This window comes from Bacteroidota bacterium, assembly GCA_040388375.1.
Taxonomy (GTDB): domain Bacteria; phylum Bacteroidota; class Bacteroidia; order UKL13-3; family UKL13-3; genus JAAFJM01.
Genome location: JAZKBU010000007.1, coordinates 454224 through 475276 on the forward strand (window position 1 = coordinate 454224; position 21053 = coordinate 475276).

Below are 21053 nucleotides of genomic sequence, written 5' to 3' on the forward strand. Positions count from 1 at the left end.
TTAAAATAACAAATTATGCTCACTATTTTAGCAACATGGTTACTGTTATTTATAATTAATTATTTACTCGGTTACCTTGTTAAATATACCCTCAAGTTCCAGGTAGGTTTCGGCTTACAAACCCTGTTCGGCTTAATCCTAACATCCGTTATTTGTGGTTGTGCGGCCTTTTTTATTCCCATTAACCAAACCCTTTTATATGCTATTATTTTGCTAGCCTTATCCGTTGGATTGGTATTTTTTAAAAACATTATCAGCGAGTGTAAAGCACAATTAAGCACTATAAACAATACCACCAGCTGGAGTATTATAATAACAGCAGCTATTTGTTTAGCAGCTTACTCAAGCGGTTATTCCAAAATAAACGATGACGGTTTGTACTACATCCAAACAGGCATGTGGCTTAACAAATATGGGTTTGTTCATGGTTTATCAAATTTACATGTTACACTTGGCCTATGCTCATCGTGGCATATATTACAAGCTGTATTTTCATTTAGCAGCCAAATTCATTTAAACGATTTAAATGGTTTTATACTGCTCATATACCTTTTTTATATCCTTGAAAACTATCAGACAAACACCAACAAAATATTTTCATTACTACAACTAACCGTAATATTTATTTTAAGTATACCCTTTTTAAGTGCACCCAACCCCGACTGGGCAGTTATTGTAATTAGCGCCATAACCTTCGATTTATTTTACAACAAAATCAATAAACAATATCTACCCATCACCCTTATACTAACTGCTTTTGCCCTAAGTATAAAATTTTCAGCCATCGCATTAATCATACTTGGCTTGTATTGCCTTTACAATAGCATACAACAAAGCAGTTTAAAAAAAATAGCTCTAAGCCTATTCTTCGCCTTTATTATTGTATCCTTACTCATTACTAAAAATATATACCAAACAGGTTACCCCGTTTACCCATACAAACCGTTAGCTATTACCCAACTCGACTATACAACTCCGCAAGAAATAGTCAGCTACTACTCAAACGGAATAAAAACATGGGCCATATCCGATAAATTTAAACCCAACGATGTGGCCGAAGTAAACAACATTAACAATTGGAGTTATATAAAAGCACTCATAAGTCGAGGAGGCATAAAAGGGTTTATCAATATTTTAATCCTGCTGATTGCCCTTTTAACCAGCGGCATTTTGCTTCTCCAACAAATAAAAAAGTATAACAGCAAACCTATATCAATACTCCATTTTGTTAATATAATAAGTATCTTAATTTGGCTGATTATAGCTCCACAATACCGTTTTGCATTACCCATGCTGCTTTTTTATATAGCCTGGATTGGTGAGTTTATAATAAACAAATACCTACCCCAATTAATTACTTTATTAAAACCACAATGGTTGCTATTCCCCACTGCTATTATGCTTATAATAACACTGGTCGGATTTGATTTAGGAGGAAACGATACCAGTAAATACATTGGGAAAATAGAAAAACTAAGCATGGCACACCTGTTAAAACCAATGCCACAATACCCGTTTCAGTATGATACTTTAGTTATAGATAAGCAACAATATTATTATACCCATAACAATAGATACTGTTGGGATGCCCCCTTGCCTTGTTTACCCGAATCGTACGAGCGTATGATAAGAACAAACTTTAATTACACCTTACAACCACGAAGTAATAACGTTACCGATGGTTTTAAATACGTAAGCATACCCAATAATTAATTCTGAAAAGAAAAGAATTAGAAACCTATATTTGCCCAAAGCCATCCATTTTTAAATATACTCGTTTTTGAAAATTTCAATTATTACAGTTGTTTTTAATAGTAAAGAAACCATTGAACAAACCATTCAATCGGTGCTGTCGCAATCCTATAAAAACATTGAATACATTATAATTGATGCACAATCTACTGATGGCACTATTGATATTATAGAACAGTACAAAGATAAAATTGCACATATAGTTTCAGAACCCGACAGCGGATTTTATGAGGGTTTAAACAAAGGCATTAAACTAGCCACTGGTGATGTAATAGGTATTTTAAATGCCGATGATCGATTTGCTGACGAAACAATAATCAGCCAGATAGCCAAACAGTTCAATGCACATCCAAACATTAATTCTATCATTGGCGATATAGCTTTTGCTGATTCAAGCAATAAAATTTCACGTTATTATTCAGGTGAAAAATTTACAGCCAACAGCTTTAAATGGGGCTTTATGCCACCACACCCTTCCTTCTATTGCAAAAGAAGTTTATTCCAAAAATTAGGCTATTACAATACTAACTATAAAATAGCCGGGGACTTTGAACTGATGCTTCGTTTTATTTGGAAACATAAAATTACCTTCCATTATTTACCACTGTTAATGGTTTATATGCGCAAAGGGGGTAAAAGCACAAGCACCATATTTACCAGCTTTTTTGTTATCAATCCCGAAGTGTACAATGCTTGTAAAATAAATAACTTACAAACAAGCTATTTCAATATATACATGAAATACTTTTTAAAAATAGGGCAATTTTTCAAACAAAAATAAATTGTAATAATGCTTACCAGGGTTATCATCAAAAAAATATTTACCACACTCATCTACCCTACTTCACTATTAGCATTAGTTAGTATTTGGTTCGTTTATTTATTGATAAAAGGAAAACCAACCAAATGGCCTAAGTATATTTTTATTGGCTTGTTCATAAGTACTCTACTCGTAACATCACAGCCCCTCAGTTCCATATTTATTAATAGTTTGGAAAACGATTATGAGTGCTTAACAGATTCAAACAAAATAAACGAAGCACAATACATTGTAGTATTAGGAGGCGGTTACTCCAAAGAAGAAAATATACCAGCCACAAGCCAGTTAAATAGTTCATCATTAGCCCGCTTAATAGAAGGTATGCGTTTAAAGAGAATAAATACCAGCGCTACCCTTATATTTTCAGGAGGTAATAATGACCACGATAACAAAGAAAGTGAAGCCGAAATTTACCAATTAGCGTACAAAACCATTAGCAATGATACAAGCTGGCAAATACTAAGTGAACGCCCGCACAATACCCGTTCAGAAGCCGATGAAACATTTAAACTAATTGGCAACAAACCCATAATTATAGTTACCACAGCCTGGCACATGCCACGTGCCATGTACTTGTTTAAGCAAGCCGGTTGTAATGCCATTGCAGCGCCTTGCGACTATTTAGCCAAAGAAATACATTATATACCCGATTTACCCAATAGCAATTCCATCAAACAATTCGAAATGGCATTTCATGAATATATTGGTATTGCAGCCTATAAATTATTAGACTAAGTTGAAAGAGTTAAAAACATTAAATAAATACTTTGTTAAATATAAATGGCATTTACTGGCAGGTATAGCCAGTGTTACCATTGCAAGTATTTTTCAAATATTACCGGCAAAATACGTTAGAGAAGCAACCAATTTAGTGGCACAAGCTTTAGAGCAGGCAAACAAACAAAACAACCACGAAGCACTTTACAACGAGCTATTCAAATTTTCAATACTCATATTAGGCTTCTCCGTTTTAAGAGGCGTGTTTATGTATTTCATGCGCCAAACATTAGTAGTAATGAGCAGGCATATTGAATACGATTTAAAAAATGAAATTTACGAAAAATACCAAACCCTTGACATGGAGTTTTATCGCCAGAACCAAACAGGCGATTTAATGAACAGGATTAGTGAAGATGTAGGCAGAGTGCGTATGTATATTGGGCCGGCTGTAATGTACACAGTCAATTTAATTATAACCTGTGCCATTACCATTTATGCCATGTTTAAAACCAATGTGCCGTTAACCTGGTACACATTAATTCCGTTACCAATTTTATCCATTACCATATTCTATGTAAACAATTTAATAGAAAAAAGAAGCGATGCCATACAAGCCAAACTAAGCGATTTAACCAGTTTTGTACAGCAAACATTTTCAGGTATCAGAGTAATTAAATCATTTGGAATAGAAAAACAATTTGAACAAGAACTCATAAACGAATCAAACGAATACAAAAGCAAACAACTCTCCATGGCCAAAGTGGATGCTTTGTTTTTTCCCGCTTTGTTTTTCCTGACAGGATTAAGTAATTTGATTGTTATTTTTATAGGAGGTATTTTAGTAGCACAAGGAAAAGAACAAATTGGTATTATCCCTGAGTTTATACTGTATGTAAATATGCTTACATGGCCGGTAACCTCACTGGGTTGGGTTAGTTCGCTGGTGCAAAGAGCATCTGCATCACAAGCAAGAATAAATGAGTTTCTAAATACAGAACCTGCCATTAAAAACAATAGCAATATTCCATTTGAATTCAACCAACAAATAGCATTTAAAAACGTAAGTTTTACCTATAACAATAAAACAAACAAAGCCATCAATAACGTTTCGTTTCAAATACAAAAAGGACAAACCTTTGGTATTTTAGGTAGTACTGGAAGTGGTAAAACAACCATAACCCAGTTGCTACTGCGTATGATAGAAGTGCAAAGCGGTGAAATATTAATAGATGGTAAAAATATAAACCAAATAAATATAGATGCTTTCAGAACCCAAATAGCATACGTACCACAAGATGTTTTTCTATTTAGCGATAGCATTAAAAACAACATAGCATTTGGTATCAATAAAAGCGAGATAAGCGAAGCCAAAATAACAAAGGCAAGCGATAATGCAGCCCTCACAGAAAACATATTACGCATGCCTAACCAGTTTGATACCGTTATTGGCGAACGCGGGGTAACCCTTTCAGGTGGCCAGAAACAACGAACAGCCATTGCACGTGCGTTAATTAAAAATGCTCCCCTGCTTATTTTCGATGATAGTTTAAGCGCACTCGATACCAAAACCGAAACCGAAATATTAGATAATATATACAGGCAAGAACAAAACAAAACCATCATCATTATCAGTCAACGTGTTTCAAGCGTTAAAAATGCCGGTCACATACTGTTTTTCGATGAAGGTGAACTAATTGAACAAGGCAATCACAGCGAATTATTACAACTAAAAGGTAGATATGCGGAACTATACGCCAAGCAAATAACCAACGAAAATGTTTTTAATTAATGCCATGTGTTAAAATGAGTACAAAGTGTGTACAAAATATTTTGTAAACATGGCTTTGGTGGCTATTTTGCGAAAGTTTAATTACGGAAAAGACTTATGGACGATTTTGAAAAAAAAGATAATCAGGAAATTTATTCTAAAAAAATAAGGGCTGGAAAAAGAACCTATTTTTTTGATGTTAAATCTACAAAAGCTAACGACTACTTTATAACCATTACTGAAAGTAAAAAAAGAATGGAAGACGGTACTTTTGTAAAACATAAAATATTCTTATACAAAGAAGATTTTAATAAATTTACAGAAGCCCTTGTTGAAACAGTAGATTATGTAAAATCAGACTTAATGCCTGAGTACAACTTTGACGAATTTACAAGAGAAGATTATAAATCAGGTTCAGAAGGACAAGAAGCTTAATAAAAATATTACTTGATAAAAACAGCTTTATGCACTTTATTTGTAATCTATTCACGCAAAAAATAATAAAACAATATAAATAAACATGAAAAATCTATTTAAATCAATAGCAATGCTAGTAATAGCTGGAAGCTTATTTGCTTCATGCTCAAAAGATGGCGATTCAGCAACTACTGCCACTACAACAGGAACAGTTGGCGATCCAACATTAACAATTACACCAACAGCTCCGGTTTCTGTACGTTTTAACGATACAATTAAAATTGGAATTACAGCTACTCCGGCAACAGGTGCTAAAATTAAAGGTATTGTTATTAGCCGTGTAGTAGCAACAGGTCTTCCAAAAATAGTTTATGGCGATTCATCTAGCACAAGTTTAGGTGATGGTGCAATTACAAGAAACTTCAATGATATCATTATAAATACAACCGGAAATATCACCGATAATATCGTTTATACTATTATAATAACAGACGATAAAGGTAAAACAGCTTCAAAAACAGTTACGGGTCAAATTATTGGTTTATACAGTTCAGGACAATTCTTATTAGGAGTTCCTGCCAATACAACCAACTTAAACAGATTCTTTGGATTTGATGGTTCACAGTCTAAAACAGTTAAATTATTTAAAGCAGGTGTTGCCACAGCTCCAGACGTTCCTAGTACTGCAGATTCAGCAACCAGAGCTCGTTTCAATGCTGATAAAATAGATATTTTATATTTTTATAATTCAGCTGGTGGTATTAGTCATGCTATTTATGCCCCAAGCTACGCATTTGCGAGTAACAGCGGATGGGAAACTGAAATTTCAAACTGGCCTACAGGATTAGCAAAAGGTACTTTATTAAAAGTAACTACATTGTCACAATCACAATTTGAAGCTCCTGATTTTAACGTAGAAGAAACTATCAAAGGAATTGACTTTACTTCAGCAACTACAGATAGAATAGTTAATTTAGCTATTGGTCAAGTAATAGGTATTAAAACTGTTGATGGAAAACGTGGTTTATTAGCTGTAATACAGGTAAGTGCCGGTACTACAGGTCAAATTACCTTTGAAACAAAATGGTTTAAATAACATCTGAACAAATTATTTAATAAAAACCGCTTCAAAACTGGAGCGGTTTTTTTATTTTATACATTATAGTAATTACATTTACACTCCATAATAACAAAGAAATCATGAAAAAAATTGCTGTATTTACATCCGGAGGCGACTCCCCAGGAATGAATGCTTGCGTTAGAGCTGTTGTAAGAACGGCCATATTTCACAATATAGAAGTAGTAGGAATAATGCGAGGATACCAAGGTATGATAGAAGGTGGCGATAACTTTGTTCCACTTACATCACGTTCAGTTGGAAACATTATTCAACGAGGCGGAACCATTTTAAAAACTTCAAGAAGTCAAGAATTTATGACCGCAGAAGGCCGTAAAAAAGCCTACGAAAATTTAAAAGTCCACGGCATAGAAGGTATAGTTTGTATTGGCGGTAATGGTACATTTACAGGAGCCGAAATATTTTACAACGAATACAAAATTCCTTCCGTTGGTGCACCGGGAACTATTGACAACGATTTATACGGAACCGATTTTACTATTGGTTTCGATACAGCTATCAACACCGCGGTAGATGCAATTGATAAAATAAGGGATACTGCCGAATCGCACGGAAGAGTTTTTTTTGTGGAAGTAATGGGCAGAGAAGCCGGTTTTATAGCATTGGCTTCAGGCATTGCCGGAGGAGCTGAAATAGTGTTACTACCCGAAGTAAAAGAAAGCCAAACAGAAATGATTGACTTTTTTAAACTACAAAGTAAAAGTAAAAAATCGTTTACCATAGCCATAGTAGCCGAAGGAAACGAAGAAGGCGGAGCCATGGCAATGGTTGAAAAAGTAAAACAACAAATTGCTGATTTCGATCCACGCGTAGTTATTTTAGGGCATATTCAGCGAGGTGGTTCACCATCCGCTTACGACAGAGTATTGGCATCGCGTTTAGGAAATGCAGCAGTTGAAGCCCTTATGCACGGGCATAAAAACGAAATGGTTGGACTCGTTCATAACCAAATTTCATTTACCAGTTTTTACGATGCAATCCATAAAACAAAACCACTTAATCCGGGATTACTAAAATTAATTGATATATTTAATTGCTAACAGCATACCCCATTATTAAAATGGGTAAGTATTAAATTATTGAATACTTGCCCGTTTTAACCTATCGTTGATAGCAAAGCCAAGTCCTTTATTAGGGAATCTTTCAGCCAATATAATATCCAAATCCAACTCATCTATTTGTTGCATAGCCGCAAACAAATTACTGGCTGCCTCTTCTAAATTATTGTTTTCCGATAATACAAATTGGTGCGCAGCAGGCACATCACCAATAAAAGAAGAGAAAGAAATAATACCCACCCTGTTTTTATTATAAGCAAGATACGCTTGCTGTAAATCATCAACCACTAACAGTTTATGATTAGGAGCATAATGTTTGGTAAGCATACCCGGGGCTACAACCTTATTATCCTTATTAGCTACAGCTATTTTTTTACCCAAAACAGCTTCAATCTCTTCAATAGCCAATCCGCCAAAGCGCAATACCATTGGCTCCTCTTCCAAAAACGATACAATGGTCGATTCCAAACCAACAGTACAATTACCCCCATCTAAAATATAATCTATTTTATTACCCAGATTCTTTGCCACATGCAAAGCACTCGTTGGGCTCACAAATCCGCTTGGGTTGGCACTTGGTGCAGCCAAAGGAAAATCAAGTAATGCTAATAACTGTAATGTTAATGGATGATTAGGTACCCTGATAGCAACCGCTCCGGTACCTGCAGTTACCACATCAGGTATATACTCATTAGCCTTTACAACCAATGTTAACGGACCTGGCCAAAAATGAGTACTTAGTTTTTTTGCCTCAGCAGGAATGGTTAAACCCCAGTTTTCAAAACGCAACAATGAGTTACTATGAATAATAAGCGGGTTAAACTGAGGCCTGTTTTTTGTTTTATAAATATTTAATACTGCAGAAGTATTAAAAGCATTTGCTGCCAAACCATATACGGTTTCAGTGGGTATGGCTACTAACTTATTATCAGTAAGCAGTTCAGCCGCAAATGCTATATCAGTTCCTATTTGCAAGATAACTTAAAACAATCCGTTTAGCTCAGCCTGTATTTTATCAATTACTTTACCTAAATCCTCAGGGCGTTCAGCATAGTTCAAATCATCCACCTCAATAATTAAATGACGGGGTTTGTAAGTGCTAATCCATGCTTCATAGCGCTCATTCAAACGTTTCAAATAATCCAAACGAATACTGTCTTCATATTCGCGGCCCCTTTTCTGGATATTATTAACCAAAGTGGGAATAGAAGCCCTCAGGTAAATCATTAAATCAGGCGCTTTAATAGTATGGTTAAGCGATTCAAACATTTTTTGGTACGTTTCAAAATCGCGCGTACTCATTAAACCCATTGAGTGTAAGTTAGGTGCAAAAATATTAGCATCCTCATATATCGTTCTATCTTGAATAATATTCTTTTTACCCTTTTGTAATTGTAAAATGGTGCTGTACCTGCTATTTAAAAAATAAATTTGCAAATTAAAACTCCAGCGTTGCATATCCTCATAAAAATCAGATATGTAAGGATTGTCCTCTACATCTTCATAATGAGGTTCAAAGTTGTAATGTTTACTTAAAAGCGTAGTTAGAGTTGTTTTTCCCGACCCAATATTTCCAGCAATAGCTAAATGCATATTTTTTCCTAATTTAATAAGTCACGAGTTTAGAGTATTAACAACAAATGATTTAAACACAGTTTCAACAAAACAATTTTTACGGTATAGTTATTGAAAACATAGTAAGTTAACATGGCAAAATATATTACTTTGCGCAATCATTTTTACTGAATGAAAAAACTTAATAAATTAATTGTAGGCAGCTTTTTCCGAACCTTCTTCCCCACCTTTGTGGTAGTTATGTTCATATTACTCATGCAGTTTGTTTGGTTATATGTTGATGAATTAATTGGTAAAGGTTTAGATTGGCAGGTTATAGCCGAGTTACTTTTCTACTGGTCAGCCTCACTTATTCCGCAAGCCATGCCATTAGCAGTTTTATTGGCTTCCATTATGACATTTGGTAACTTAGGCGAAACCTACGAGTTAGTTGCCGCAAAAGCAGCAGGGGTTTCCATCTGGAAAATGTTCCGCCCCATGTACACCGTTATGTTAGGAGTAGCCATTTTTGGTATTTTTGTTTCCAATATATTAATTCCTGAAGCCAATTTAAAAAGCCGTTCCCTGTTATATGATGTAAGAGAAAAGAAACCCGCACTGGCCATTACCGAAGGCGTATTTTACAGCGGTATTCAAGGTATAACATTACGCATAGGCAAAAAAAATAAAACAACCCAGGAAATGCATGACATTATTATTTACGACAGGCGTAATAATATGAACCATGCAACAGTTATATCAGCACAAAAAGGCACCATGACCCTAAGTGAAGATGGACGGTTTTTATTTTTCACCCTATATGAAGGTGCCCGATATGAGGAAATGGAAACACAAAAAGATTATTACAGAACTTTTCCTCACGCTACTACGTATTTTAGTAAAGAAAAAATAACTTTCGATTTAGCCCTGTTTAAATTTAACAGAACGGACGAAGATTTATTTAAGCACAATTACGAAATGCTAAACATTATGGAATTACAATATTACAGCGACTCTATAAAGACAGTAAAATACAGAAAGGCCATTGAACTAAAAGAGTTTGTAAAACCATACTATTACTGGCTAAAAAAAGATTCCGTACAAAGTGCTATGGCATTTGCCCCAATAGTTGATACAGCAAAAACCATTTTAGGGTTAATTCATCCATCAGTTAAGAATAATATTATTACCAGTGCAGAGAGTAATGCACGCGCTATTAAAAACATAGTAGCCTATTCCGTTAACGAACGTCAGGATATAAAAAAGAGCGCAGCCCGTTACGATATAGAATGGCATAAAAAATTAGTACTAGCCATAGCCTGTATAGTTATGTTTTTTATTGGTGCGCCATTAGGTTCCATTATACGCAAAGGCGGTTTTGGTTTACCCGTAGTAGTATCCATACTATTATATTTAACCTACCACATTATTTCGTTAAGTGGCGAAAAAGCAGCCAAAACAATGGCTTGGTCACCCTTTTCAGGTATTTGGATTGGTGTAATCATATTAACCCCATTAGGTTTCTTTCTAACCTTTCAGGCAAGTAACGATAGTGCCTTGTTTGATAAATCAGCATACGTTAGTTTAATAAAACGTTTTTCAAAAAAACAAAAATAAAGTACATGAATATTTTACAAATAACGCCACGTTTTCCTTGGCCTTTAAAAGATGGGGGTGCACTATGCTACTACAACTATTCAAAAGGTTACGAGCAAGCTGGAATTAATTTAACAATAGCCTCGTTAAATACTTCAAAACACTTTATAACCTACGATGAATTACCAGAGCATGTAAAAGCATTAGGCGATATACATTTAACCTTTGTCGATAACCAGATAAAACCCGTTGATGCATTTTTAAATTTATTCAGCGATGATTCATACCACGTACAAAGATTTGTTTCCAAAGAATTTGAAGAACAACTAATAGAATTATGTCAGACAAAAACATTTGATGTAGTAGTATTTGAAACCATTTTTGTAGCACCGTATCTGGACATTATTCAAAAGTATAGCAAAGCAAAATGCATATTGCGACAACACAATGTGGAGTACCAAATTTGGCAATCATTAGCCAATATAGAAACCAACATAGTAAAAAAATGGTACCTGAATTTATTAGCCAAACGACTGTATAAATTTGAAGTAGAACAGTTAAATAAGTTCGATGGCATTTTAGCTATTACCGTACAAGATGCCAATTCGTTTAGAAGCACAGGATGTAAAAAACCAATACACATTTCACCTTTCGGTATCAATTTAGAAAAATTAGTAGTTGATAATTCACAACTTGAGATGCCAAGCCTTTTCCATATTGGCTCTATGGATTGGATGCCTAATCAGGAAGCCATGAAATGGTTTATTCAAAACGTTTGGTACGACATCAGTCAGAAATATACCGAGTTAAAATTTTACCTGGCAGGGCGTAATATTCCAACCTCATTTTTTGATTACAACAACCAAAACCATATTGCTGTTTTAGGTGAAATTGATGATGCTATTCGTTTCATGAACGAAAAAGCCATTATGGTAGTACCCCTGTTTTCAGGTAGCGGAATACGAGTAAAAATACTCGAAGGAATGGGGCTTGGTAAATGTATTATATCAACCACACTCGGTGCCCAAGGTATAGAAGTAATAGATGGTATACATATATTAATAGCCAATACAGCCGAAGAGTTTAAAGAAAAAATAAGCTACCTGATAGATAATCCGGACGAAATAACAAAGATTGGAAACAAAGCTTTAGAGTTGGCTAAAGAAAAATACGACAACAAAAAAATAATAGCGAATACCTTACAGTTTTACGAAAGCATAAACAAAATCTAAGCGTATACTTTAGCGTTACATTTTAACGTAATCTTATTCGTCTGCCCTTTTTAATTTTACTCTTTTTCGATAGTTTATTTAGTTTAGCTAAACGCTTAACAGGTATGCCGTAAGCATGTGCAATTTTCAAAAGCGTATCGCCTCTGCGTGCTTTTATATATTTAGGAATTTTAGCTTTAAGCTTTGCCGACTTTACTTCATACAAGTGTTTAAAGCACGATTGGTCAATTTGTAAAGTATCAGAAAGCAATGAGCCCGAAGGAAAATTAACCAAGCGGTTAGGATTAATCTTTTCCCCTTTAAAACGTACTTCAAAATGTAAATGCGGCCCTGTAGACCTACCGGTACTTCCGGCTAAGCCAATTATATCCGATGCCTTTACCGTTTGCCCAACATAACAAAGCAATTGAGAGAAATGAGCATATAAAGTTTCCAAACCATTATCATGTCTAATCAATACCATGTAACCGTAGTCCGAGCTTTTTTTAGCAATACGCACCACACCACCAAACGCAGCATAAACCGGATCGCCAATATCCATTCTTACATCAACACCAAAATGAAACTTTAAACGCCTCCCCCAGTTTCTAAAACCAAACGTTGAACTTAAGTCGCCAATTGCTGGCGGATGAAAACCACAACCATCACTTACCAATGGTAAAACAATGGTATCAATCATGCCTTTTAAATCAATTTTATAAGGATTGATTACAACAGTATCCCATATAGCGTAAAAAGTATTAGCAGGAGCATTGCTTGTATCAAAGTTAAAATTACGCGGACGCAAAAAATCCCAGTAAGGACCATCATTTTCAACTACCACACTGTCATACTCCCGGGCTTCCTCCTCGCCTTCCGTATCCTCTTCCTCCTCTTCCGTTTCCAGCACATCAGTACTATCAGGTTCATTAATTTCTACCTGGGCCGAAGCCATGCCGGTAAAAAACAAACCTATAGTAAGTATAAAAAATATTCTCTTTATCATTTAGTAATGTATAATACCGTTATCAAATTAGTAAAATCAAAAATGATTAACTAACAACTTCCAAAAATAACGCATTACTTAGTTTAATTTATGTAGTGGTATAAATTGTGAGTATAAATATTATTCATTTATAATACCTTTTCCCTGCCTCACCATAATTATTTCATTGTTACTACAATCAATAATAGTGGAAGGAATATTCCCGCCATTGCCACCATCAATTACAGCATCAACCAAGTGTTCAAATTTATCGTGTATCTCTTCGGGATCCGTCATGTATTCTATAATTTCATCATCATGATGAATAGAAGTTACAACCAATGGCGAATCAATTTCAGTAACCAGTGTTTGGGCTATTATATTATCAGGAACCCTAATGCCAATTGATTTTTTATTGCCTTCAAAATATTTTGTTACATTATTATTAGCCTTTAAAATAAAAGTGAAAGGGCCCGGTAAATTATTTTTCATCAATCTAAAAACTGACTTATCAATAACCGAAGCATAATCACTTAAATGCGATAAGCTGGCACATACCAATGAAAAATTTACTTTATCAGCTTTCTTACCCGCTATTTTACACATACGTTCAATAGCCTTTTTACTATCCAGTTTACAAGCCATTGCATAAATAGTATCCGTTGGAATAATAATTACTCCATTATTATTTACTATATCAACTACTTGTTTTAGTTGGCGTGGATTCGGGTTTTTAGGATGTAAATTAATAATCATATTTCAATCTTTTATAAACTAAAAAAGCCTCATCATTTTGATAAGGCTTTTAAGCAAGTGTAATTAACGAATTACTTTTTTTTAGCTACTTTCTTAGCTGCCTTTTTAGGAGCTGCTTTCTTAGCTACTGCTTTTTTAGCTACTTTTTTCACTGCTTTTTTAGGAGCCGCTTTTTTAGCTACTGCTTTTTTAGCTACTTTTTTAGGAGCTGCTTTTTTAACTGCTTTTTTAGGAGCTGCTTTTTTTGCTGCTGCTTTTTTAGCTACTTTTTTAGGAGCTGCACTTTTAGTAGGAGCTGCCTTTTTTGTTTTTTTAGTTGTTGCCATAGTTGTTGATTTATTTAATTGATTACAAAAACAAAGTTATAATAGCATACTTAAATGTCAAGTGTTTAATGAATAATAAAAACAAAAAACACTTTTATGTCTATCATTTTCTTGTTGATAAGTGAATAGATATACGTGCGAAGCGTTGATTTTACTATTGTTTTCAGCTTTCATTATTTTTTATAATGTTGTGGTTAACTAGATAAAAATTTATAAACCTCTTATAAACAAATTATGTGCTCAATAAATAATTTATAAAAAAATTATTGTTATATGCTATCATCACATCGTTGGGAACAAGCATTTTTAAAGGCACTCACAAAGATTACATGTAAAACATTTTTTTATAAGTACAAATAAAACGTTTCATAAAAAAATGATTATACAAAAACAGAAATGTTAAATTTTAAAACAATAAAGAATAAAAATAGTATAATTTATTATACAACATCTTTAAAAAAACACAACAAATATTTATAGCATTATAAATAGATATAAAACAAAATAATTGTAACGTTGAATGCAATACATAAACATAAAATATATAATATAAATGAAAGCTGAAATTATAACTATAGGCGATGAATTATTAATAGGGCAAGTAATAGATACAAACAGTGCATGGCTTGGCCAATCGCTAAGTGCACTAGGCATTACATTATACCAACGCAGTGCTTGTGGCGACACCAAAGAACAAATTTTAGATTGCTTACATGATGCAACAAAGAGAAGTGACATTATAATTTTAACAGGCGGACTTGGGCCAACCAAAGATGATATAACAAAACAAACCCTATGCGAATTTTTCAATACATCACTTATACAAAATGATAAAGTATTAGAATGGGTAAATAATATTTTCCGATTACGTAAAACACCTATGCTTGATATAAACTTACAACAGGCAATGGTTCCAAAAAATTGTAATGTGTTATGGAATAAAAGTGGAACAGCTCCGGGTATGTGGTTTGATGTAAACAATAAAATTTATATTTCATTACCGGGAGTTCCATTTGAAATGAAAACAATTTTTGCAGAAGAAGCTATTCCATTATTAAAGCAAAAATTTGAATTACCTTCTATATACCATAGAACATTTCAAACATGCTCAATAGGCGAAAGTTTTTTAGCAGAAAAAATTAAACACATTGAAGAGGCGTTACCTGCATATATTAAATTAGCTTACCTACCTTCAGTTGGAGCAGTAAGATTACGTTTAAGTGCTTATGGAAACAATAAACAATTATTAGAACAGGAAGTAGCTGTTATTGCAAACCAATTTTATGAAACCATAGGCGAATATATTTTTGGTGAAGGAGACGATAGTTTACCACAAGTAATAGGCGTACTATTAAACAGCAAAGAAAAAACAATAGCCACTGCCGAAAGTTGTACAGGAGGTTATATAGCACATCAAATAACATCCATTGCCGGAAGTTCAAAATATTTTACAGGAAGCATTATTAGTTACGACAACAAAATAAAACAACAGGAACTAAATGTAAGCAATGAAATACTTGAACAACATGGAGCCGTTAGCGAACAGTGTGTAACACAAATGGCCCAGGCAATAATTGAAAAAATGGATGTTGATTATGGAATAGCTACAAGTGGTATAGCCGGACCTGGTGGTGGCACTGACGATAAACCTGTAGGTACAGTTTGGATAGCAGTGGGTACTAAAAATAAAATAACAGCTCAAAAATTTAATATGGGTGATAACCGCGAGAGAACCATAATTAGAAGCACTTTAATGGCTCTTGACATGTTAAGAAAACAACTATTGGAAGCCTGATTTTTAATAAGTATTTAAGATTGTGTTTTATTCTTTTATATTTGCTTAATGAACTTTTCATTTTCGGATATAACAACCATTAGCTTAACCCTATTTGCTATTATAGATATTATAGGTGCTTTGCCAATTATTATATCTATAAAAAATAAGCAAAAACATTTAGATAGCGGCAAAGCAACTTTAGCCTCAGGTGCTTTTATGATTATCTTCTTGTTACTTGGCGATAAACTGTTAAAACTAATTGGTGTTGATTTAGCATCATTTGCAGTAGCAGGTTCAATCGTTATATTTATTTTAGGCTTAGAAATGATTTTGGGAATTGACATTTTCAGACAAGATCCAACAGATAAAACAGGTAGTATTATTCCCATAGCATTTCCAATTATTGCTGGTTCAGGAACTCTTACTACCATTATTTCAATGAAAGCCGTTTACGATTACCAAAGCATTTTAATTGGTATTTTATTAAACCTGGTACTAATATATATAGTACTAAAATCCACCAATTGGATTGAAAGAATTTTAGGCAATGCAGGCTTGGGACTTATCAGAAAGTTTTTCGGAGTAATCCTTATTTCAATTGCAGTAAAAATCTTCAAATCAAATTTTTAAATAATTATGATAAAAAAATATTTTAGTGCTGAACAAGCAGAAGGAATCTTATTGAGTCTATTCGGAGTAATTTCCTTTTCAACTTCAGTCGTTTTATCATCTCAAACCAAAGACCCCTTTTATTATGGTATGTCCATTACCCTTTTCTTATTTTCTATTGTACAAATTATTTTGGGTATAGTAATAATAGCAAAGGCCAGAAACAATAAAGTAAAAGTAAAAGCATATAGCACTGAAAAAACAGAAAATATGCTTATATATGAAATGCCCCGGGTTTTAAAACAAATTACCATGAACAAAATAATGGTAATAGTATTTTTTGGGTTTTTAGTTTTCGCCACCATTATACTTTTTATTACTATTGATAATATTTCGTTAAAGGGTTTGGCAAGCGGTATGTTATTACAATCTATTTTGTTGATTATTGCATTACTCTATTCAAATAAAAGAGCCGAAGAATATTTGCAATGGATAAAACATTACTTTAATTAACATGAATAATTTTTCAACAAGCTTTTTAATTATTGTTGTTTCAATAGCAGCAAGTATTGGTTTAATATATTACTTACTACCCAAATTCAACTTAGGACGATACGGAGCTGCTTTTTTAAAAACAGCCATAGCTTGGTCCATGATTGCTTATATTATTTTCGACCTGTCAAAAAAAGAAAGTTATGGTTTAATTACTATTTTAGTATTAGGTGCACTGGCATTTGCTTACACTGCTTTTATTGCAAAACCAAAAGACTGACAGAAGAAGTCTTTGCCATTCTTTAAAATTTAAATCTTAATCCCGTATACCACATACGGCCAAAAACAGGCCCCCATACCATACTAGCATCAAAGTAGCTACCAAAAGGATTTTGCGCATCAATAATGGTATTGTATTGCTTAAAATCAAATACATTTTCAAGACCTGCATACACATCAAATTTCTTATTAAACATCGACTTACTTATCTGCGTATTTACAAGAGAATAACTTGGCGAGAATGAGTTTAACTGCAAATCACCCGGATTATTTAACGTATAAGGCAAACGCTTTTGCCCAATCCAATTCCATGTTACATCAAAACTCCATTTATTTTTAGTGGTATAAGCTACATTTGCAAAAGCCCTGTGCTTAGCAATTAAAGGAGCCATGTGCATACCATTCAAATACTGCGATTGTACATCATACAATCTATAAGCCAGTCGCACATCCAATCTCTTTACAGGTTCATAATCCAGTTGAAGCTGCAAACTGTTTGAGTAAGACGAACCATTTAAATTATAGAATAAAACCTGTTGCGCATTATAGTCCCTGTCAACCACTATTTGATTGACAAAATGGGTATAGTAAAAATCAACCGACCACGTACCTTTTCTATAATTTAATTTAAAATCCTTTGTAAAAGACAAGCCATAATTCCAGGCTACTTCCGGTTGTAATCCGTATGCATTTTGAGTGTAATCAGACGCAAAACCAAATCTTCTTGCACTTACCAATATGCCCGTATTTTCAGCAATAATATTAGCCGTACGTTGTCCCCTTCCTGCACTTAAACGCAAAACGGCTTGTTTGTTTAAAGCATAACGAACGTGCAAACGGGGCGTATAAAATAAACCATACAAGTTATTGTAATCAATACGGTTTCCAAGCACCAAAGTAAAATCAGGCAAATAAGTATAAGTATACTCGCCAAAAACACCACTTACTATTTCCTTTCTGTTAAATTGATACAAAGTATAATTATATAATTGCTCATCATACTTATCGTAACTAAAACTAATACCCGTTCTAAATTTATGGTTACTATTATCAATTAATGATTGGTAAATTAAGTTAGCATAAAGCGATTGCTGTTTCCCATCATATGTATTATTACCAAAAAAAGCATCGTACTTTTGGTTTACACCTTGTACTTGTAACCCCACGCTTTTGTAAACTTTATTACTAAACAAATAACCTATTTTCAGCCATGCATCCTGTCTTTCCGCTTTTACTTGCGTACCATACAATCTAGGGTTCAAAACAGTATCAGCATTTAACTCAAAGTTTTTTTGTCCACCCACTTTACTATCAGTTAATACCCTTAAACCTCCTTGTACAACAAAACCCTTGCCTTGGTCAAATTTAAACCGGTACATACCGTTTAATTGGTTCCCCAACGGATTATCTAAATAACCATCATCGTTATTATCCATTTTTAAAGTCAATGCGCTTGCATGCAATAGCACCATATGCGAAAATGAAGAAGAAACTTTTTGAGCCAGATTTAAATTAACTTCATAACGTCCACCCTCACTGGCATAAGCATTAAAATAAAGCCTTTCCTTTACATCCGATTTATGCAACTCCGTATTAATTTGTCCTGCCACACTTTCAAATCCATTTACCACAGACCCAATTCCTTTCGTTACCTGAATACTATTAAGCCAGGTTCCGGGTGTGTAACTATTACCATAATTAACAGCTAATCCCCTAGCACCCGGTAATGATTCTTGCGTTAGCAAAGTATACTGACTGGCAAGACCCAACATTTGTATTTGCTTATTGCCCGTAATAACATCCGTTAAATTTACATCAACAGAAGGATTGGTTTCAAAACTCTCACTTAAATTACAGCAAGCAGCTTTAAATAATTCCTTCTCGTTCATAATGGTAGTTTTCCAGGGATCAATAAAGCTTACTTCAGATGACTTACGTTCAACCTGTATATTTACTTCGTTCAGCTTGTTTTTATTAATCAATAATACCTTCACAAATTTTCGTTCAGCAACCAAAATAGTGTCCGTTTTATAACCAACATACGACACAACAATATATTTTGTTTCATCCGATTGAGGTATTATAAAAACCCCATTGCTATCAGTACTAACAATTAGTTTAGTGTTTAACCACCTCACCAAAGCACCTTGTATAGGGTTTATGTTTCCTTTCAAATCCGTATCAATAACAATACCTTTTAATACTGCTGGCGACTGAGCAAAAACCAATACAGTAAGTAACCCGAAAAAGAAACTCAGCGTTATTTTTTTCATACTATAAAATAATAAATACCCGTACTAAAAAGTACGGATATTCAACTAATAAAATAAAGAATTTTAGTCGTGATGCGTGTTATCATTATCACGATACATACAACACTCCGGTAGTTTTAAATACGTTTTATCCGGTGCCTTTGCTTTCTCCGTATCGTGGCCACTTTGTGCCACAAGCTCATGTATTTTCTCTATGGTAATTTTATCAGGCTGATATACTACTTCCAATACTTTGGAGTCAATATTCCAGTCAGCCATTTTTATACCCTTTACATCAAGCGCATTTTCTATACGCTCCTTACACTGTGGGCAATTGCCAAAAACTTTAATTTTAGCTTTAATCGGTTTTTGCGATTCGGCATGCACAAACAAACCCAATACCATACAAATCAGACAAATTATTTTTTTCATATTTTTAATATTTATGGGCTACAGCCCTTGTTTAAACAATATAACCTTAAGGTTTTTTAAAATTAGGGTTATTAATAAATTCCGTATCCGTTAGTGTTTTTAAAAACAAAATAAGCTTTCCTTTTTCCTCCGGAGTCATTCTACCCCTTTTAGATAATTTTATATTTACATCAGTAGTTTCCGTAATATGAAAATTACTGTTGTAATGCTCCACCACCTCCTCCAAAGTTTTAAATCTACCATCATGCATATAAGGAGCAGTTAACTCAATATTTCTTAACGAAGGTGTTTTAAACTTACCTTTATCAGCATCATTAAGCGTAATTTTATACCTGCCCATATCCGTAAAAATAGAGTCGAGAGCATTATTCTTAAAATCAAAATCAGTAAAAGTACTACCCGTAACATGGCAGTGATTGCAATCACCTTTATTCATATCCTCAAAAATAGCTTTGCCTTCCAGTTCCTCTATGCTTAAATCAACTTCGCCTCTTTCAAACTGGTCGTACTTACTATTAGCCGAAATCAATGTTCTTTCAAATTGAGCAACTGCTTTCATCAATAATTTAGTAGTAATACTATCCGAGCCAAAAGCATTTTTAAACAACTTAGGGTATTCAGGGTGACTATTCAATTTAGCCAATACATTAGGCAAAGTTTCGTGCATCTCAACAGGATTGGTTATAGGACCAATTACTTGGTCTTCCAATGTAGCAGCTCCACCGTCCCAAAAAAACTTTTTCTCCCAAGCCAGGTTCATTATTGGCATGGCATTTCTGGTACCAATTTCACCCGTAATTCCTTTACTAAACTGCAAAGTACTATCAGTAAAAGCAAAGTTTGAATTATGGCAGCTACCACAAGCCTGCATATTATTAGCCGATAAAATAGGGTCGTAAAATAATTTCCTTCCCAAAGCTACCCCTTCCACCGTCATTGGGTTATCAGCAGGAATAGCAAAGTTGGGAAAATTAACTGGTCTTTTAAGCGTATAAGGAGTTGCTTTATAACTGTTCGTTCCCGTTACAACAGTAGTTGGGTCTTTTTCGCAAGCAATAAACACGGTAATTATTACCATGTTTATCAAAACAAATATCTTTCTCATGGTAAT

At 34.0% G+C, this 21053-nt stretch carries 21 protein-coding genes; 13 read left to right on the forward strand and 8 right to left on the reverse strand.

Annotation, left to right across the window (positions count from 1 at the left end):
- The first annotated feature begins 15 nt into the window (after positions 1-15).
- From V4538_13635 to pfkA, 7 genes are all read left to right on the forward strand, one after another.
- Entirely contained in the window at positions 16-1713 is a 1698-nt protein-coding gene (locus V4538_13635) for a hypothetical protein (GenBank protein MES2382083.1), read from the forward strand.
- A 67-nt stretch (positions 1714-1780) separates the two neighbouring features.
- Positions 1781-2533, forward strand: coding sequence for a glycosyltransferase family 2 protein (locus tag V4538_13640; GenBank protein MES2382084.1), 753 nt, complete (start codon positions 1781-1783; stop codon positions 2531-2533).
- A gap of 9 nt (positions 2534-2542) precedes the next feature.
- Positions 2543-3307 carry an ElyC/SanA/YdcF family protein gene (locus tag V4538_13645; GenBank protein MES2382085.1) on the forward strand — a complete coding sequence of 255 codons (765 nt, stop codon included), beginning with the start codon at positions 2543-2545 and terminating at the stop codon, positions 3305-3307.
- Between the two features lies 1 nt (position 3308).
- Entirely contained in the window at positions 3309-5081 is a 1773-nt protein-coding gene (locus tag V4538_13650; GenBank protein MES2382086.1) for an ABC transporter ATP-binding protein, read from the forward strand.
- A 96-nt stretch (positions 5082-5177) separates the two neighbouring features.
- The gene (locus V4538_13655; protein ID MES2382087.1) at positions 5178-5495 is read left to right on the forward strand and encodes a DUF3276 family protein; all 318 of its coding nucleotides are present in this window, start codon (positions 5178-5180) and stop codon (positions 5493-5495) included.
- 85 nt (positions 5496-5580) lie between these two features.
- The gene (locus V4538_13660) at positions 5581-6573 is read left to right on the forward strand and encodes a hypothetical protein (GenBank protein ID MES2382088.1); all 993 of its coding nucleotides are present in this window, start codon (positions 5581-5583) and stop codon (positions 6571-6573) included.
- Positions 6574-6677: 104 nt separating this feature from the next.
- Entirely contained in the window at positions 6678-7655 is a 978-nt protein-coding gene (pfkA, locus tag V4538_13665) for a 6-phosphofructokinase (protein MES2382089.1), read from the forward strand.
- A gap of 36 nt (positions 7656-7691) precedes the next feature.
- On the opposite strand, the gene V4538_13670 is transcribed toward pfkA, so the two are convergent.
- Both V4538_13670 and V4538_13675 read right to left on the reverse strand, forming a co-directional pair.
- Positions 7692-8648, reverse strand: coding sequence for an L-threonylcarbamoyladenylate synthase (locus tag V4538_13670; protein ID MES2382090.1), 957 nt, complete (start codon positions 8646-8648; stop codon positions 7692-7694).
- 6 nt (positions 8649-8654) lie between these two features.
- Positions 8655-9266, reverse strand: coding sequence for a deoxynucleoside kinase (locus V4538_13675; protein ID MES2382091.1), 612 nt, complete (start codon positions 9264-9266; stop codon positions 8655-8657).
- 153 nt (positions 9267-9419) lie between these two features.
- Here V4538_13675 and V4538_13680 point away from each other — a divergent pair, with 153 nt between their 5' ends.
- Positions 9420-10844, forward strand: coding sequence for an LptF/LptG family permease (locus tag V4538_13680; GenBank protein MES2382092.1), 1425 nt, complete (start codon positions 9420-9422; stop codon positions 10842-10844).
- A gap of 5 nt (positions 10845-10849) precedes the next feature.
- Positions 10850-12055: a glycosyltransferase family 4 protein gene (locus tag V4538_13685; protein ID MES2382093.1), complete on the forward strand. Its 1206-nt coding sequence runs from the start codon at positions 10850-10852 to the stop codon at positions 12053-12055.
- A gap of 22 nt (positions 12056-12077) precedes the next feature.
- On the opposite strand, the gene V4538_13690 is transcribed toward V4538_13685, so the two are convergent.
- The 3 genes from V4538_13690 to V4538_13700 all read right to left on the reverse strand — a co-directional run bounded on the left by V4538_13690 (position 12078) and on the right by V4538_13700 (position 14101).
- Positions 12078-13040 carry a M23 family metallopeptidase gene (locus V4538_13690; GenBank protein ID MES2382094.1) on the reverse strand — a complete coding sequence of 321 codons (963 nt, stop codon included), beginning with the start codon at positions 13038-13040 and terminating at the stop codon, positions 12078-12080.
- Positions 13041-13160: 120 nt separating this feature from the next.
- The gene (locus V4538_13695) at positions 13161-13775 is read right to left on the reverse strand and encodes an L-threonylcarbamoyladenylate synthase (protein MES2382095.1); all 615 of its coding nucleotides are present in this window, start codon (positions 13773-13775) and stop codon (positions 13161-13163) included.
- 71 nt (positions 13776-13846) lie between these two features.
- Positions 13847-14101: a hypothetical protein gene (locus V4538_13700; protein MES2382096.1), complete on the reverse strand. Its 255-nt coding sequence runs from the start codon at positions 14099-14101 to the stop codon at positions 13847-13849.
- A 553-nt stretch (positions 14102-14654) separates the two neighbouring features.
- Here V4538_13700 and V4538_13705 point away from each other — a divergent pair.
- Genes V4538_13705 through V4538_13720 form a run of 4 tightly spaced genes read left to right on the forward strand, consistent with a single transcriptional unit; the run spans position 14655 to position 17259 of the window.
- Positions 14655-15896: a competence/damage-inducible protein A gene (locus V4538_13705; protein MES2382097.1), complete on the forward strand. Its 1242-nt coding sequence runs from the start codon at positions 14655-14657 to the stop codon at positions 15894-15896.
- A 48-nt stretch (positions 15897-15944) separates the two neighbouring features.
- The gene (locus V4538_13710) at positions 15945-16508 is read left to right on the forward strand and encodes a MarC family protein (GenBank protein MES2382098.1); all 564 of its coding nucleotides are present in this window, start codon (positions 15945-15947) and stop codon (positions 16506-16508) included.
- Between the two features lie 6 nt (positions 16509-16514).
- The gene (locus V4538_13715; protein MES2382099.1) at positions 16515-17000 is read left to right on the forward strand and encodes a hypothetical protein; all 486 of its coding nucleotides are present in this window, start codon (positions 16515-16517) and stop codon (positions 16998-17000) included.
- 1 nt (position 17001) lies between these two features.
- Complete coding sequence (locus V4538_13720) at positions 17002-17259, forward strand: hypothetical protein (GenBank protein ID MES2382100.1); 258 nt, start codon at positions 17002-17004, stop codon at positions 17257-17259.
- Positions 17260-17281: 22 nt separating this feature from the next.
- On the opposite strand, the gene V4538_13725 is transcribed toward V4538_13720, so the two are convergent.
- The 3 genes from V4538_13725 to V4538_13735 all read right to left on the reverse strand — a co-directional run bounded on the left by V4538_13725 (position 17282) and on the right by V4538_13735 (position 21047).
- Complete coding sequence (locus V4538_13725; protein MES2382101.1) at positions 17282-19531, reverse strand: TonB-dependent receptor; 2250 nt, start codon at positions 19529-19531, stop codon at positions 17282-17284.
- 63 nt (positions 19532-19594) lie between these two features.
- Positions 19595-19942 (reverse strand): cation transporter, encoded by a 348-nt coding sequence (locus V4538_13730; GenBank protein ID MES2382102.1) that lies wholly within the window; start codon positions 19940-19942, stop codon positions 19595-19597.
- A gap of 46 nt (positions 19943-19988) precedes the next feature.
- Positions 19989-21047, reverse strand: coding sequence for a cytochrome c peroxidase (locus V4538_13735; GenBank protein ID MES2382103.1), 1059 nt, complete (start codon positions 21045-21047; stop codon positions 19989-19991).
- Positions 21048-21053: the final 6 nt, after the last annotated feature.

Excerpts from the sequence above, each read along its gene's own strand:
- V4538_13735 (MES2382103.1), bottom strand. The coding sequence starts at position 21,047 with ATGAGAAAGATATTTGTTTTGATAAACATGGTAATAATTACCGTGTTT.
- V4538_13710 (MES2382098.1), top strand. The coding sequence starts at position 15,945 with ATGAACTTTTCATTTTCGGATATAACAACCATTAGCTTAACCCTATTT.
- V4538_13700 (MES2382096.1), bottom strand. The coding sequence starts at position 14,101 with ATGGCAACAACTAAAAAAACAAAAAAGGCAGCTCCTACTAAAAGTGCA.
- V4538_13685 (MES2382093.1), top strand. The coding sequence starts at position 10,850 with ATGAATATTTTACAAATAACGCCACGTTTTCCTTGGCCTTTAAAAGAT.
- V4538_13695 (MES2382095.1), bottom strand. The coding sequence starts at position 13,775 with ATGATTATTAATTTACATCCTAAAAACCCGAATCCACGCCAACTAAAA.
- V4538_13720 (MES2382100.1), top strand. The coding sequence starts at position 17,002 with ATGAATAATTTTTCAACAAGCTTTTTAATTATTGTTGTTTCAATAGCA.
- V4538_13660 (MES2382088.1), top strand. The coding sequence starts at position 5,581 with ATGAAAAATCTATTTAAATCAATAGCAATGCTAGTAATAGCTGGAAGC.
- V4538_13725 (MES2382101.1), bottom strand. The coding sequence starts at position 19,531 with ATGAAAAAAATAACGCTGAGTTTCTTTTTCGGGTTACTTACTGTATTG.
- pfkA (MES2382089.1), top strand. The coding sequence starts at position 6,678 with ATGAAAAAAATTGCTGTATTTACATCCGGAGGCGACTCCCCAGGAATG.
- V4538_13645 (MES2382085.1), top strand. The coding sequence starts at position 2,543 with ATGCTTACCAGGGTTATCATCAAAAAAATATTTACCACACTCATCTAC.
- V4538_13730 (MES2382102.1), bottom strand. The coding sequence starts at position 19,942 with ATGAAAAAAATAATTTGTCTGATTTGTATGGTATTGGGTTTGTTTGTG.
- V4538_13680 (MES2382092.1), top strand. The coding sequence starts at position 9,420 with ATGAAAAAACTTAATAAATTAATTGTAGGCAGCTTTTTCCGAACCTTC.
- V4538_13690 (MES2382094.1), bottom strand. The coding sequence starts at position 13,040 with ATGATAAAGAGAATATTTTTTATACTTACTATAGGTTTGTTTTTTACC.
- V4538_13675 (MES2382091.1), bottom strand. The coding sequence starts at position 9,266 with ATGCATTTAGCTATTGCTGGAAATATTGGGTCGGGAAAAACAACTCTA.
- V4538_13705 (MES2382097.1), top strand. The coding sequence starts at position 14,655 with ATGAAAGCTGAAATTATAACTATAGGCGATGAATTATTAATAGGGCAA.
- V4538_13715 (MES2382099.1), top strand. The coding sequence starts at position 16,515 with ATGATAAAAAAATATTTTAGTGCTGAACAAGCAGAAGGAATCTTATTG.
- V4538_13655 (MES2382087.1), top strand. The coding sequence starts at position 5,178 with ATGGACGATTTTGAAAAAAAAGATAATCAGGAAATTTATTCTAAAAAA.
- V4538_13635 (MES2382083.1), top strand. The coding sequence starts at position 16 with ATGCTCACTATTTTAGCAACATGGTTACTGTTATTTATAATTAATTAT.